The organism is Bacillus sp. B-jedd (genome assembly GCF_000821085.1).
GTDB lineage: Bacteria > Bacillota > Bacilli > Bacillales > Cytobacillaceae > Bacillus_D.
The window spans coordinates 1150968-1164920 of sequence record NZ_CCXR01000001.1 but is presented as its reverse complement, the minus strand read 5'-3'; the positions used below and the strand labels follow the sequence as shown (position 1 = coordinate 1164920).

At 39.2% G+C, this 13953-nt stretch carries 16 protein-coding genes; 3 read left to right on the top strand and 13 right to left on the bottom strand.

Annotation, left to right across the window (positions count from 1 at the left end; all coding sequences use genetic code 11):
• Positions 1 to 46: 46 nt before the first annotated feature.
• The 5 genes from BN1002_RS05900 to BN1002_RS05880 all read right to left on the bottom strand — a co-directional run bounded on the left by BN1002_RS05900 (position 47) and on the right by BN1002_RS05880 (position 5326).
• Positions 47 to 967, bottom strand: a complete 921-nt coding sequence (locus BN1002_RS05900; protein ID WP_048824095.1) for a PfkB family carbohydrate kinase — start codon at positions 965 to 967, stop codon at positions 47 to 49.
• A gap of 15 nt (positions 968 to 982) precedes the next feature.
• On the bottom strand, positions 983 to 2131 hold the full coding sequence (locus BN1002_RS05895) for a hypothetical protein (RefSeq protein ID WP_048824094.1): 1149 nt from the start codon (positions 2129 to 2131) through the stop codon (positions 983 to 985).
• Between the two features lie 18 nt (positions 2132 to 2149).
• Positions 2150 to 3496 (bottom strand): amino acid permease, encoded by a 1347-nt coding sequence (locus tag BN1002_RS05890; RefSeq protein ID WP_048824093.1) that lies wholly within the window; start codon positions 3494 to 3496, stop codon positions 2150 to 2152.
• 253 nt (positions 3497 to 3749) lie between these two features.
• Positions 3750 to 4481: a GntR family transcriptional regulator gene (locus BN1002_RS05885; RefSeq protein WP_048824092.1), complete on the bottom strand. Its 732-nt coding sequence runs from the start codon at positions 4479 to 4481 to the stop codon at positions 3750 to 3752.
• A 107-nt stretch (positions 4482 to 4588) separates the two neighbouring features.
• Positions 4589 to 5326, bottom strand: coding sequence for a BtpA/SgcQ family protein (locus BN1002_RS05880; protein WP_048824091.1), 738 nt, complete (start codon positions 5324 to 5326; stop codon positions 4589 to 4591).
• Positions 5327 to 5683: 357 nt separating this feature from the next.
• Between BN1002_RS05880 and BN1002_RS05875 the strand changes: the two genes are divergently transcribed.
• The 3 genes from BN1002_RS05875 (at position 5684) to BN1002_RS05865 (ending at position 7914) form a co-directional block, all read left to right on the top strand.
• A complete protein-coding gene (locus tag BN1002_RS05875; protein ID WP_048824090.1) occupies positions 5684 to 6640 on the top strand; it encodes a carbohydrate kinase family protein in 957 nt (318 codons plus the stop codon).
• Positions 6641 to 6662: 22 nt separating this feature from the next.
• The gene (locus BN1002_RS05870) at positions 6663 to 7145 is read left to right on the top strand and encodes an ureidoglycolate lyase (RefSeq protein ID WP_048824089.1); all 483 of its coding nucleotides are present in this window, start codon (positions 6663 to 6665) and stop codon (positions 7143 to 7145) included.
• 271 nt (positions 7146 to 7416) lie between these two features.
• A complete protein-coding gene (locus tag BN1002_RS05865) occupies positions 7417 to 7914 on the top strand; it encodes a GNAT family N-acetyltransferase (RefSeq protein WP_048824088.1) in 498 nt (165 codons plus the stop codon).
• A 310-nt stretch (positions 7915 to 8224) separates the two neighbouring features.
• Here the strand turns inward: BN1002_RS05865 and BN1002_RS24225 are convergent, their stop codons facing one another.
• From BN1002_RS24225 to BN1002_RS05825, 8 genes are all read right to left on the bottom strand, one after another.
• A complete protein-coding gene (locus BN1002_RS24225) occupies positions 8225 to 9319 on the bottom strand; it encodes a DUF6946 family protein (RefSeq protein WP_231574984.1) in 1095 nt (364 codons plus the stop codon).
• 516 nt (positions 9320 to 9835) lie between these two features.
• Positions 9836 to 10024 carry a hypothetical protein gene (locus tag BN1002_RS05850; RefSeq protein ID WP_048824086.1) on the bottom strand — a complete coding sequence of 63 codons (189 nt, stop codon included), beginning with the start codon at positions 10022 to 10024 and terminating at the stop codon, positions 9836 to 9838.
• A gap of 101 nt (positions 10025 to 10125) precedes the next feature.
• Complete coding sequence (locus tag BN1002_RS23625) at positions 10126 to 10284, bottom strand: hypothetical protein (protein ID WP_156129700.1); 159 nt, start codon at positions 10282 to 10284, stop codon at positions 10126 to 10128.
• 39 nt (positions 10285 to 10323) lie between these two features.
• Positions 10324 to 10977, bottom strand: coding sequence for a hypothetical protein (locus BN1002_RS05845; RefSeq protein ID WP_048824085.1), 654 nt, complete (start codon positions 10975 to 10977; stop codon positions 10324 to 10326).
• A 219-nt stretch (positions 10978 to 11196) separates the two neighbouring features.
• Positions 11197 to 11418, bottom strand: coding sequence for a hypothetical protein (locus BN1002_RS05840; RefSeq protein ID WP_048824084.1), 222 nt, complete (start codon positions 11416 to 11418; stop codon positions 11197 to 11199).
• A 15-nt stretch (positions 11419 to 11433) separates the two neighbouring features.
• Entirely contained in the window at positions 11434 to 12651 is a 1218-nt protein-coding gene (locus BN1002_RS05835; protein WP_048824083.1) for a YHYH domain-containing protein, read from the bottom strand.
• Positions 12652 to 12932: 281 nt separating this feature from the next.
• Positions 12933 to 13373 carry a hypothetical protein gene (locus BN1002_RS05830; RefSeq protein ID WP_048824082.1) on the bottom strand — a complete coding sequence of 147 codons (441 nt, stop codon included), beginning with the start codon at positions 13371 to 13373 and terminating at the stop codon, positions 12933 to 12935.
• 3 nt (positions 13374 to 13376) lie between these two features.
• The gene (locus BN1002_RS05825) at positions 13377 to 13721 is read right to left on the bottom strand and encodes an ASCH domain-containing protein (protein ID WP_048824081.1); all 345 of its coding nucleotides are present in this window, start codon (positions 13719 to 13721) and stop codon (positions 13377 to 13379) included.
• Positions 13722 to 13953: the final 232 nt, after the last annotated feature.

Sequence of the window (13953 nt, the reverse complement as noted above, 5' to 3'; positions counted from 1 at the left end):
AGCCCAGAACGATTATAGTGTATCCATCTTGCTATTTTTTTGATTTTTAAACAAATTTACCTATTAACTTTTCAACCAACTGTAAAGCTTCAGTTCTTGTCTCGTTGGTTATAACAGGGTATGGACCATATTGCACTAGGTTATATGCCGCAGCAACATTTGCCATAGCCGCAATTTTCTCTGGCTGAAAGCCTTCGCAATAGGCGTAAAGTGCAGCAGCAGTAGAACAATTGCCACAACCTGTTGCATCAACTATGTCTCCAATAGTGATACTTGGAGCAAAGTAAGCCTGCCCATCCGAAATCATATACGAACCTTTGCTGCCAACTCGGAAAAAGCATGGGACGCCAAATGCAATAATTGCATCGACAGCCGATTTTTCATCTTCTTTCTCAAATAGGCTCATCGCTTCTGGAAAATTAATTGAATACAGGCCAGCCTTGTGAATTGTCTTCAATACTTTTTCTTTCCGGTTCTTTTCCATTGCTGCGGAAGTTGGAATTTCCCACATGATCTTCGCATTGCATTTCATTTGAATCAGATGCAAGTTATCCCATAAAGGATCTGATTCAGACGCTTCAATATAGATACCCTTTGTTTCATCACTGCAATAACTGGCAATCTGCTCGGCAGTTCGTTTGTCCAACGCTGAAATTTGCTTGTCTATATCCTCGCTATATATCGAAACCTCATCATGAAGACCTTCATCTCCGTATACCAGAGTCGTATATTCCGTACGAGGAAGAATGTAATTAAGACCTTCATAGGAGCAATGGTTTTTATCCATCCACTCTCCATAATAGTTCGAGAAATCTTCGCCTACATTTGATACATAAAGGCAATCGTCACTCCATATTTTTAACCCTTCAAGGCAGAAGATGGCGCCGCCAATATGCCCCTTGCTCGTTGTGCCATCCGCGAATTGAATATCATTCACGATAGTCGGACCAACAATAATATATTTCATAGCAGGACCTTCTCCTTATTTTAGATTAAGACGATCCAACTGTTTTCTTAATGCCTCAGTCTGGTCTATGTTGTTTTTAAGCTCATGCAAAATGGCAAGATTCGACTGAACAGTACGTATTTTGAGAATCATCTCTTTAATTGATGCAGGGTCCAATATTCCATCACCAAGTGGGATATGGGAATCATAGCTAGTAAGGACAATATTAACTCCATATTCCTCCTGCTTATCCCAGCTATCTAAGGAAGTAATTTCTTCATAATATCGTCCTGTCAGCTTTCCGTTGCGGAAAAATTCAGTCTTTTTTAAATCGCAATCGGATAGATGTATACAGCTAACTTGATGAAGCAACTCTGAATCAAAAATGTTCTGTTCAAGCCACTCCTGTGCAAAAATCTGGGGATTGCTGCCATAACACTGTTGTAAATCATACATTTTTGGACTGATTTCATTGTCCGGAAGGAAGAACCGGGCACAATTTTGCTTCTCATCAAAGCCTATTGCATGCAACAAGTGGTTAATATCCCAACTAATCTTTACTTTTTGAAAAGGATCGTAAAGCTGCCGATACATCAATCTGTAATCATCTGCTGTCTGCAAACCATGTTCAAGCCCCCATCCGGCATTTTCTACTTCAATCAATGGGGAATCCTCTGTAATGAGTTGTTTGTCCATCAAATAGTTTAAAAATTGCTGAACCATATAAATCATTGCTTGCCGAATTTCACTCTTAGAAATCGTAAACTCCCACTTCCCATCAATTGGAGCATAATCGATCAAGTGAAAGGTATATGCTTGGGCTTTCAGCTCTGTTGCGATCTGATATTCGTCCGCCCATCTTTTAAACATATGGTCACCTGTTAGATCACCATAATAACTTATAACATCCTCCATGCTTCCAAATCTATCAATCAGTTCATAAAAATTATTTTTTGTAAGAAAGCTTGTTGGATAAGCCCAGTAAGAGCAATGGATTCTTTTTACATGCAAGGCACGAAGTTTATCCAGAATGGATTGCTTCTCTTTTTTTAATTCTTGATCTCTTGAAAGCACATCATCCATAAAAACTTCCATGCCGTCTAGCCCATATTCATCGCAAAACTCAGCCATTCTCCCGCGTTGTTGCTCATCAAAAAGCTCTTCTTTAAAAGTTGAGAATTGCATCAGCCATCCATCCTTCCATTAGATGTTTAAAGATTCTCCCTTTTTAAGTGCCTCTTTTTTGTTTTGTTTTTCCCAAAAATAGAAGACAGGAAGACCTGTAACAACTACTATAATCGCTGTAACAATACTTGGAATAGCAGCCCACATCAACGTGGAAACTACCAAGATCAAACTGGATGCAATTGAAACAATGGCCATGAATCTCCATGCGGGTGCTTTCCATAATGGATTATAATCCGGCTTTTTCCGATGCACAAAAATGGAAGCGAATGTAAGCGTATTCTTTAATAACAAAACGAAAGTGAAATATCCTAGTAATTCAGTGATATTGGATAAGAAAATAAGAACAATCGCCAACAAACACTGGGCCATCATAGAGAAATAGGGAGTCCCATATTTTTTGTGTACTTTACCGAAGCTTTTGAAGAAAAGTCCGTCTTGCGCCATTGCATATTCCAAGCGAGGCTGGAACATAACTGTACCCGATAAAGCTGCAAGGATAACAATGATACCTGAGACTGCAATGAAGGTGCCCGAGACATTACCTAATAAAGGAATTGCCGCACCCGCGTCCGCTAGCGGTGCCTTTGAGTTGATCAATTGGTCGAACGGTATAACCCCCGTTACGACAAAAGTTAAGCCCACATAAATTAGAATAATTATGATAACAGAACTAATCAAAGCCCTCGGCATTGTCTTTTTCGGATTTTTGATTTCGCCCGTCATGTAAGTGCATGCACCCATCCCGTCAAAAGACCAGCTTGTTGCAGAAATGCCGGCAAGCAATGCCATCAACCCAACAGGAGCTGCAGCAACTGCTGGAGTCATGACAAGGTCCCCTCTGACAAAAAACAAACCCATACCAATCAGTAAAACAAAAGGCAGAACCTTAATAAAAGTAATGACCGCCTGGAATTTACCGCCGCCTTCCACCGAACGGATATGGATCATCATAAAGAGGAGAATAAAACCAACCGCCAAAAACTTTATTACGAGCCCATTCATTGGAAAAAGGTAAGCAATGTATTGCACCCCTGCCAAGGAAACAATTGCAAGTGCACTAGAATCATTGGCCCAAAATGATGCCCATCCTGTTAAGAACGCAAGCCTTCGCCATCCCGCGTGTTTAATAAAAACATAGTTCCCGCCATTTTCCGGATACGCTGTCGCTAATTCGGCTAAAATTAAATTCTGGGGAATCATGATTAAACCACCGATTAGAAATGCCAGTACTGTAAAGAGAGCAGACCCTGAGGCGCCTGCTACCTCACTGATTGAAATAAAAATTCCCGCGCCAAGGGTCGTTCCCACTGACAAAGCAATCGTTGGGGCAAGTCCCAATTTTCTTTCCAAATTATTTGCCATCTATCTTCACTCCCCATATAATGAAATCAGAATATTTACTAAAGTGTCAAAAAGACAGGTTCCATTTAAGATCATTCGCCAATCAATTATATTTTCTACTATTCCATTTTTACGCATAACAAATAGACAACTAGTTAGCCGGTCTTTTTGAAAAATATGACACATGCTAAATACTTGTATGACTATACATAATTCTTCTTAAAAATCTCAATTGCCACTTTTAAAACGATTGTTAGGTATTGATTTAAACCATTCAGTACGAACGGATTGCATACTTATAACGATCACTTCTAATATATTCCTCGTTATAATATAGAAGATCGAGCTTCTCAGTAAAAATAGTTTGGCTAACTCTCAATAAAGGAGCTCCAGCCTTGCATTCAAGATATTCCGCTTGCTCCTTTGTCGCGGATTTAACTTCAAAAATATCGTTAAACTCCCTCGCCACGAGACCAGTCTGCTTACGGATCACTTCTAAAATAGACTTATTGTCCAAATCCAATTCCAGTAGAAAAGCAAATTCCGGTAAAAAATAGTCTTCTTCCAGAATTGCTGGAAGATCATTGACCAAACGCAGGCGCCTGATATGTATGACCCTGGAACCTTCCTCTACTTTCAATTGGTTGGCAATTTTTTTATTGGCATTCACATAATTCCGAGAGATAATTTTAGTTCCTGGAACTACATCTGTTTGCTGCCAAGATGCAGTAAAACTTCCACCCACACCGATACTTTCCACATATTCTGGCATTGATACAAAGGTTCCTTTACCATGCCGCTTTACCAAGATATTTTCCTCAACCAATTTCTTTAATGCACTGCGAACAGTTACCCTGCTTATATTGTACATTTCACTCAATTGGTCTTCGGATGGTATACGTTCACCGGGTTTGTATTCGCCAGTTGCGATTTTTTCTCGAATTGTATTATAAAGCTGCTGGTATAGAGGTATCATGTGATCAGCATCTAGTGATTTATAATCCATAATCAATTAATGCTCCTTTAATCCAAAAGATCAAATAGAATTTCAGCCTCCGAGTTACTCTTTCAGCTGATAACCTGATAATCCCATATTTGATCAGCCTCCGTCAATTACCTGCAACCCTCTACAGCTCTCATAAAAAATTGCACATGAGAAGCATCGACATTACCTTTGTCTGTATAGGTATCCTTGAAGTAACTTCCTACGATTGCACCATCGGCAACCTTCAATTGCTCAGCACAATTTTCTGGGGTCATACCCGCGCCGATAATTAATGGGAAATCCTTTACCATCTTCCTGAATTCATTAATTTTCTCGATTGGAGTCTGCATTCCCGTACCATCACCTGTTACAACAAGGGCATCACACCTTGACATTCCGATCTCCAAGTCTTCCTCAAGGGAACGTCCGGATTTGTAAGGCTGATATTTGAATCTTACTCCCCCCATTACGAAAGCTGATGATTCGTTGCGCCATTTTGTGATTTTATCATGGAACTCCGCATCTTTTTCAGGTTCGAGGTGGCCAGCAACCGAGTCTAGCTGAATGAATTTAGCACCATATTTATTCGCAAATTCAAACGCGAGCTCATCATGATCGAGGACATTAACGCCATAAACGATATTGACCTTTTCACGCTGAAGATAGTCCAGAACGGTTGCGACGTCTTCTACAGAGCCAAAATAATTCTCTACAATCACTGCATTTACACCGTTATCAAGCAATAGGTCGATTTCTTTCTTGGCGATGTCCAACATGCTGCCTTCATCATTGCCTTTAAGATGAAGCATTCCCATAATCGGTTTATTGCCTCCGAATAAATCCATAAACTTCCCTTTAACACTCATCTTACTCTCCATTCCGCCGTTTTCTACAGCTGCTAAATTTATCTACGACAGACCGGTTATACCATAAGTTCCCTACGATACAAGACACTGCTCTTCAATCCATGTTCCTTCGGCAGCTTTCTAATCTGTGTGATAACAATTATGAAGAAACCGATTGCAAAACAAATTTAAAACCAAATTACAATCAATTATCGAAATTATCCGACCTCCTTTTGCAATACATCTTAACACGTCTCTTAAAATATTGTCTAGAGTTTTCAGAAAAAAATAATATGTATTATGTTGTATTAATACGTTGTATCACATTTATTCATGTGCTATACTAATCTCGAAATTTCTAGAAAAGGAGCCCTCTGTATGGATCACCAAGGTTACACTTTTTTTATTGGGGATATCGCTTTGGACGAATACTATAGTACCGAGTACTTTCCAAAGATTCGCGACAAAGTTATCGTTCATACTCTTCCTTCCCAAATGGGTGGAATGATTGCAAACGCAGCAAGCGTTTATGCGAGCTACCAACAACCGGCCAAATTTTTAACCGGGTTAAACAACGGATTTATTTCACAAAAATTATGTGAGAGTTTAAGAGAGTCTGGAATTGATATCACCTATATGGTTTGGGATGACTCCTTACCGGATGCAAAAACGATTATCATTCTAGCAGAAGACGAACATACCATATTTATTCCTACCATGGGAATTCAACGTCTTGAAATCTCGCCGGAAACACTAAAGGCTATCTGTAATGCAGAGTATATTTATTCTAACTTCTGTGAATTGAAACCGCTTACCAGTGGTGATTTGGATGCAGCAGGTATCCTTTCCAGAGCAAGATCCCATGGAGCAAAAATATGGTGCGACCTTGATGTGGGAGACCTCCATCCCCAAGAGGAACACCTGTTTAATTATGTAGATACTCTTTTTGTAAATGAAATCGGCTTTAAAAATTTATCAGGAACTAAATCAGAAGAAGAAACGAAACAATTTTTGTTCCAAAAAGGGATTGAAATGATTGTCGTTACTTATGCGGATAAAGGATGCCGAATATTTACAGAGCAAAACGAATTTACTGTAAAAGGCATCAACGTGCCAGTAACCGACGTAACCGGGGCTGGTGATACATTTTGCAGCTCTTTTCTATATGCTTATAAGCTTACGAAAAACATTCAGCTTTCAGCGGAGTTCGCCAATTACGCGGCCGCTCGAGCAGTCACCATTATGGGCGGACGAGCAGGAGCATGCGGGACAGAGACAGTGCTTCAGTTCATTAAAGAACACGGTGAAGACACTGAACGTTTCAACTTCTTTTAAAAAATTGAAAGGATGAGGAAAAATGAAACCAATTGAAATTACATCCATTGATTTTAAAGAGTTTGGCATCATTTACAATATGAAATCCCCTTCAGAAGGAACCGGCATGGTTAATCAAAGTTCTGGTGATGGCTGGGAGGATGCCAATACAGCAATCCCCGTTATTGACTCGCCAGGCAGCCTGGGATTCACGTTCGGCAGCGGCGTCCCATTCACCACTCATGAAATGGAACGCCACATGCATACTCAAGAAGCTTTATTCTGCCAGGACGAACCAATTGTGTTCCTCGTAGCTCCCGCATCAAAAGAAAGCGCTCCACATGTAAAAGATATCGTTCCTGTCCTGCTCCGTCCTGGCCAGGTTGCCGTTCTTCATCGGGGAGTATGGCACAGTTCAGCCCACGGATTGACAAAACCAACCCATTATTATTGGATGGCTTTATGCTATAAAAATGAACCAACTGAGTGGCAACCCATTACCGGCGGTCCCGTTCATGTAGAATAACTACTTAGACTATTGTCCATTTTTGCAGAGTATTTCCTTATTTTAAAGTCAGCTCATACAGCTAAAAGAATTCTCTTATCCTGCTTATACCGAATCTTGTCGGCCAATCCCATTTCATGCAATTTCTTTGGATTTTTCTTATCTTCTCCTTATAATCATTCGAATAGGTTTCTAGGGATTAAAATTCAAAAGCGATTTCACCACCATGCAACTATTCCCAGTAATGAATCGTCAATTAACAGAGATATGTAAATTGAGGGGGGAATAATTTATGATTGCCATTACGGAAAGGTTGTTTTTGAGAGTTTTTGAGGAAACGGATGTGGAAGCTGCGAAATCATTTTGGGGAGACGAAGAAGTTATGGAGCATTGTAACGGTGCGATTCCCTATGAGATGTTGGAAAATGGCCTGGCAGGATACAAAGCCTGCCACGAAAAGCTTGGAATCTCAGTTTTTGCAGTTGTCGAAAAAGAATCTCAAACTGTGATTGGTGCGGCTGGCTTCAATGTCCGAACTACGCCAGAAACAGTAGAATTGATTTACCATTTTTCAAAAGCAGCATGGGGAAAGGGATATGCTACAGAAGCAGCTGAAGCCTGTATTGCGGTTGTGAAAAAACATCCCGGTGTAAAGAAACTTTTCGCCTCAGTCGACCCACAAAACCTCGGTTCAATAAAGATCCTTGAGAAAATCGGCTTTGACTATAAGGGGAAGAAATGGTTCGATGACACCAACCAGGAAGAATCATATTTTGAGATGAATCTGTAAATCAGAATCCTAAATAATTTATCAAAACTAAAAAAGAACCGAGTATATTTCCCTTTATACTCGGTCTTCATTTTTTGCCCTTATCCAATACTGTTAATAATTTTGCTATACCGCACTCCGGCAAGAAATTCAGTTGAACTCGTTCAAAATGGCCGCCGTCTTCAAAAAGTAAGATAAGAACCATTTCAACCTTCATGTATGATGAGTATCACAAAGTAACCGATCATTTTGAAGTAGGATAGAAGATGAGGAAAAATAGTGTGCTATCTCTAATATATCTTCCACGGGAAACTCACGAATCACGCGAATCTCACTTTTGCAACCGCATCTCATATGCCTTATCTATATAGCTGGTTATTTGATCTAAATGATCCACCCACTCCAGCCGAATGTATACCTCTCCTGGAGTGAGCCCTTTATCAGTTTCTTCATATATGTGCCCAAGCAATTCGTCTATCACCCTCTGCATTTTCTTCGCAGTCTCTGTATGCAGTTTTTTTCCTAGATGCAGGATAAAGACTACTTTCCTAGCGGTAGATAGCGTAGCAAACTTATAGCTTCCTCTTTTACTGACATACCCTATACAATCGGTTCGGACCCCATTGTTACTTCGGTAGTGGTAATCCTCAACCTCACCCATGTAAAGACTTTGATTATAAATATAATTATCAATCTCTTTTGCCAGCGTTCTAGCTTTTTCAGTCTTAAAGAAATTAAAATAATGTTCCTTTGACAATACCCTGGTACCAGTAACCCATCCAAAATAAAGATTAACTCCACTAACAGCCACTGGGCCAACGACTCCATCCTTTTTGGGGTCTAAGTTAAACAGATTAACGAAATGAGCGTAATCATTAAACCATTTTCCTTCTTCACTAAATGAATGGATAAGCATCATAGCATTTTTTGCATTTACGTCAATTGCTTCTTTTACTGCCGAAGCAGCGCGGTGAAGTAATTGATATCTTATTTGCAAAATATCCTTCTCTTCTAGATTTAACAAACCTACTAAGTAATTAAGTCTGTTCTTTTTCCCCTCACTTGAATCCCGTATCCAATCTTCGACTTTTACATCAAATTCTTCAGATACCTTACCTTCAACCATGATTGTCAAAAATTCATCATTGGCTTTTGCTAGTACGTAGAGGTCATTTTGCGAACTCTTCCCTCTACCCGGTAAGGAGACAGGGTACTCCGGAAATCCATATAACACCTTCACATTCTGGAAAAGAGGGATATTGCTACCTTTAAATGCCTTCTCAACACAAGCCGGCAGATTATTGGCGTCCTCCCATGAGTAAGCCAATTCGTATGCAGAGTAACCTGGCTTCCAATGTTTTTCCGGGTCAGCTAATAATTCCTTCCAGGACAATACTCCTTTTGTGCTAGTATAGTATTTTCCCATAATCATTACTCCCTTTTTCTTGGCATTAAGTTTCCTTTCAAGGGCAAGTAAATATATCTTCTAATTCTATGGCTGTTTCAACTTTCTTTGTTTAAAAATCTAAACGAACCCCCAGACATTGACCTGCTGATTATTGTACTTTTTCCTTTCAGTTACGTTCCCGAACGGCATTAGCAAAGTTAATAAACAACTTAGCTTCAAATACATTTTTATCTTCGAGTAGGTTAAGCTTGTCTCCTATGATTAGATCCATCTGTTCCGTTCGATTAAGTAATTTCCAACCGTATTGATAGCACTTTTGGAATCAAAAGGCGCCATTGCTTCATCGTCATTTAAACACTTGTTGAAAGTGTTTTCGATATTGGTATATTTATTGATGTACGGAAAAGCTACTTCTTCAATTACATGAAAAATACTATCTACAACATCTTTTATGCTGCTCTCTTCATGTATAGTCCATCTAATCGGTTTACCTTGCGACAAGTTACCGAGCTCTGAACCGATACTGAAAGTTTGTTACTTTTCTTTTTGATTTAATAGAAAATTATTTCTATTTTTCATTTCTTCAAGTTGATTAAATCGAATTCCAACATCAATCATTATGTCAATATCATCAACGTGATTTATAAAACAAACATGAATTGCTACCTTGCCAAATTCAAAAGGCTTCCAGAAGTGTTGTCTCGAAGCGTTATTATTATCCAAATAAAGATAGCCTCTTATGTAATTGCTCCATTAACCCCTTCTTCAGTTCCTGTTTGCTCATATTTACATCACCAACTTACAAGATTCGTGTATATGTGAAACTAAAATCGTCCCCTTTTTGAAACAGTGAAAGACCCATTCCTTACAGAATAAACGTTAATTTTTATATTCACCCATTCTTCCACTTCTCTAATGTCTGCTTCTCCACCCAATGCTTGCAATGCTTGCAATGCTTCGATAATGGCCTCACACTGTGTCACATCCTCCCTCCATTTGAATGAGCTCATAATTCAATTACACTATAGAAGCTGAACCTCTTTCTTGGCTGTTTTTGCTTCATAAAATTTATATTCCTTTTCAAAGCACATGAACCAATAGCCAAAGTCATCTCGCTTGCAGACAGCATGCTTAGCAACATCTGCTTTCCTAGGAGTAAAGAGATAAGCACTAACTCTTTCCAGTTCTTTCTCCACGTCTGGATAACGATAAACCATTAACACTTTCGATTGCTGGCAAGAATTTCTCCCTTTAACGACTTTATTCAATTCTTCAATTTTTTCATTTGAGTTGAGCGTTTGAATTCCTATCACATTATGGGGAATATATTCATTCTCTGTCTCAGAAAACAGCTTATCAATTGTATCCAAATCTTTATTGAAGGAATTCTCTCTTTCCAAATGTAACGCCAAATGATCATAATGCTCCATATCACCCAAAGAGTCCCACCTCCACCAGGCAAGATCCATAGGGCGAGAACGATTTTTTATCTTATCAAACTTTGAATCTTCAACAAATGAATCAAAGCCAAGCATTTCACCCAAATTGGCAAAATAATCGATTTCCCGATTTGTCATCATGGAACGGTTATGGTCTCCCGTTAAGTTCAACCTCCGATAATTCCTTACATATCCCTCAAAAAATTGCATTAAATCAAGATAATTTTTCCCCGACATAAAAATCCTCTTTTCTGTCTTTTCTACTAAATAATACCATATAGTTTGATAAAGTATGCTTAGAATATTTACTTAAAAAACACAGTGTTTTTGGAGTAATAATTTATATCTTAAATATACACCATCTTCCAAAAACTCTATTTTTTCACAGAAAAGGAAGCGCAATGTTGATGCTTCCCCAAATCAGTACCAAATTTTCCATGCTGCCAATGTAACCCTTTAATTAATTCCTCGTTCTTGCTTTTCCTTCCTTTGTTGAAAAATAACCTTTTGTTCGGCGTTAGCTCTGTCTTTTTCAGCTTTTTTCATCTTTAATTTCTCGTCAACCTCTGTCCTATATTTTGCTACTTTTTCTTTTACCATTTCGGAATCTTGTTTGCCTGCCAGTATTTTCACGAACATATCTTCAACTTTACGGCTAACAGTACGGTAAACTCCCATTAAATATTTCCCCCCTTATCCAATCATTTTTTTAGCCACATAGAATCTTCTTCCGAGCCATACAAGGGCAGCTAGTCCTACTCCACTGACTGTAGTTCGTCGGTTTCCTTTCTTTTCAGTTTTGTACTCTGTAAGTCCTTGTTTATAGTAAAATTCATAGATGTTCTTTCCTGCTTTATAGTTATCGGGAATTATTAAGGTATCTCCTTTTCTACCTTGTTTCAAAGCATCTTCTTTAATTTTCTCTACCTCCAAATTTGCTTTAAACCCCTCTATAAACCAGTCTTTAAACTTCTCATTATCTAAATTTGGATCCTTATACTCCAGCATCGTAAATGCCGCTTCATATCCTTGCTGGAAATGGTGATCCTTTAGTTCATTTTGTGCCTTTTCATACCCTTCATCATATGCCTCAATAAACTCATTTTCATTGGGAGCATCGTATACATCGTCTTTCCCATCTTTATAGCCTTTTTCTCGATACAGTTTTATCTTTGCCTCAATTTGTTCAGCAATAGATTTTTTGAAACCGCTTTCAAAAGCAAATTTTAGTTGGTCATGTTTCTGATAAGCTGATGGGATAGCGATTGTATTTTGCCTTTTTCCTAACTGATATCCTTCATCAGAAGCTTTACTTTTTTCAGAGTTTAATCTTTTTTCGCCTTCTATATAACCCTTATCATAACCGGTTGCAAAGGCTATAATAAAAGCATTGCTGCCACGAGAAGTTTTTCCATCCTTCTCTGCCCCTTCATATCCTTCTTTTAAACCTTGATTATACCCGTCCTGTTCTCCAGCTTTACTATCTTGTTGATCCTTTTTAAATTGAATTTGTTCGGGGCTGTTGTTGATTTTAGTCTTGTCATAATCACTAGGCGGTTCACATGGTATTCCATCGTCAATGGTATTGCCCCATCCGTCCAAATTTTCCGGGTCATATGTAGCGGAATATCCCTTAGAATTCCAGTAGGCCACTACCTCATCATAACTACTGAAATCTGAGCAATTCTTATCATTCCTTGTTACTTTTGGTGCAGATTTACTTCCTGACGAGGAGCTGCCGGAAGTATTACCACCATTGTGAAAATGGTATCCCGTACATAATCCTTTGGCTTTTGACTTCTCACTGCAATTGTGACCACCACTTGAGTCAGTTCTCCCAGAATGGGCAAAAGAAACAGTACCAAAAACAAATGTAAATAATACCGCTAATAAGGCAACCTTTTTGTACAACCTTTCCCATCTCCCCTCATTATTTATAGTGTTAATACAATAAGAATCTATTTAATAATTTTACCTTAGATTCCAAATTTTCTCAATAATACAAATATAAATATGGCTATTAACCTTCCTTAAACTGGTTTCCTTGTTCTAAGAGGGAAAATATAAGCTCTTTAGTGTGGGCACCTGCGGATATACCCGCATAGAACCTGAGGGGTCTACACCAAAGTTTGACCAATGCAGTAATTAGCAACTCTAAAAGCCCGAGCATCCCCGCTCGGGCTTCAACATCTTCACCACAATTTCGGTTTCACGACCATGAACCATAGCATCGACATCAATAAAATGATGTAGGTCCAGATGGTACGCTTCAATTTTGCGGTGAGTGCTATTTTATTTGCGCCTTCTTCGGCAAATTGCCGAAGTGTTGGTGAGAATGCCCGGGCCAGGAAAAAGAGAGAGGCGAATAGCAGAGCCAGGGTTCCGACAATCCACGGCGTGCTCCATGTCCATGGGCCGAGGATTACGAGCAGCACTCCTGTTCCAATCAGCACATGGCCAGCATGCTTTGCCAGCCGCACGACTGACTTCAGCAAAGCCAAATAGGCCTCTAGCTCTTTCCCCACTGCATCAGGCAGTTTTTTCACAATGGGTATCAAGATGAAGAAGGGCCCAATTGACGCAATCACGCTTGCGACGTGAAGATAAATGATGATTCGGTACAATAAATCCATTTCTTATTCTTCGACAGGGCTGAATTCATGCACCCAGACGCGCATTTGCGGAAGCCAGGGCATTCCTGGGTGGTAAGATAGGATCGACTGCTTGTACGCTTCTACATTTTCAAATCCTTCACGCTCGGCATCTGCATCTGTCAATTCTCCAAGTGATTGGGAATAGACATTATCCACGACGAATTTCTTTCCTTTTAACTCCATAATTTCGCCTACATCGGCATAACGGCCGTTTCGGCGTGTAGCAGTTTTCTTGCCTTCTAACACTTTATTAACGTCGTCTTCCATAGTGACAAGACGCTCGATCTCACACGTTTTTGGCGGCAAGGCATTGTTCTGTTCTGTCATTGAAAAAACTCCCTTCCTTTTGCACATCTATAATGTACCATATAAAGAAAAAAGAATGCCAATGCGTTCAATGGTACCCATTTAAGAGACAGACCCCGCTTGTAAATAAAATACATATTTTTGTCTTTTTAAGGGACCCACACCAATGTTTTCAAAAGGAAAGCTTGGAACTCGTACGGCAAATGGCAAAGAAAATCAGAAAACTTTTTAGCAAAAATGCCTGCCCAAGTAA

Excerpts from the sequence above, each read along its gene's own strand:
- BN1002_RS05880 (WP_048824091.1), bottom strand. The coding sequence starts at position 5,326 with ATGAGTGTTAAAGGGAAGTTTATGGATTTATTCGGAGGCAATAAACCG.
- BN1002_RS05885 (WP_048824092.1), bottom strand. The coding sequence starts at position 4,481 with ATGGATTATAAATCACTAGATGCTGATCACATGATACCTCTATACCAG.
- BN1002_RS05870 (WP_048824089.1), top strand. The coding sequence starts at position 6,663 with ATGAAACCAATTGAAATTACATCCATTGATTTTAAAGAGTTTGGCATC.
- BN1002_RS05875 (WP_048824090.1), top strand. The coding sequence starts at position 5,684 with ATGGATCACCAAGGTTACACTTTTTTTATTGGGGATATCGCTTTGGAC.
- BN1002_RS24225 (WP_231574984.1), bottom strand. The coding sequence starts at position 9,319 with ATGGGAAAATACTATACTAGCACAAAAGGAGTATTGTCCTGGAAGGAA.
- BN1002_RS05865 (WP_048824088.1), top strand. The coding sequence starts at position 7,417 with ATGATTGCCATTACGGAAAGGTTGTTTTTGAGAGTTTTTGAGGAAACG.
- BN1002_RS05825 (WP_048824081.1), bottom strand. The coding sequence starts at position 13,721 with ATGACAGAACAGAACAATGCCTTGCCGCCAAAAACGTGTGAGATCGAG.
- BN1002_RS05895 (WP_048824094.1), bottom strand. The coding sequence starts at position 2,131 with ATGCAATTCTCAACTTTTAAAGAAGAGCTTTTTGATGAGCAACAACGC.
- BN1002_RS05845 (WP_048824085.1), bottom strand. The coding sequence starts at position 10,977 with ATGTCGGGGAAAAATTATCTTGATTTAATGCAATTTTTTGAGGGATAT.
- BN1002_RS05900 (WP_048824095.1), bottom strand. The coding sequence starts at position 967 with ATGAAATATATTATTGTTGGTCCGACTATCGTGAATGATATTCAATTC.
- BN1002_RS05830 (WP_048824082.1), bottom strand. The coding sequence starts at position 13,373 with ATGGATTTATTGTACCGAATCATCATTTATCTTCACGTCGCAAGCGTG.
- BN1002_RS05840 (WP_048824084.1), bottom strand. The coding sequence starts at position 11,418 with ATGGGAGTTTACCGTACTGTTAGCCGTAAAGTTGAAGATATGTTCGTG.
- BN1002_RS05890 (WP_048824093.1), bottom strand. The coding sequence starts at position 3,496 with ATGGCAAATAATTTGGAAAGAAAATTGGGACTTGCCCCAACGATTGCT.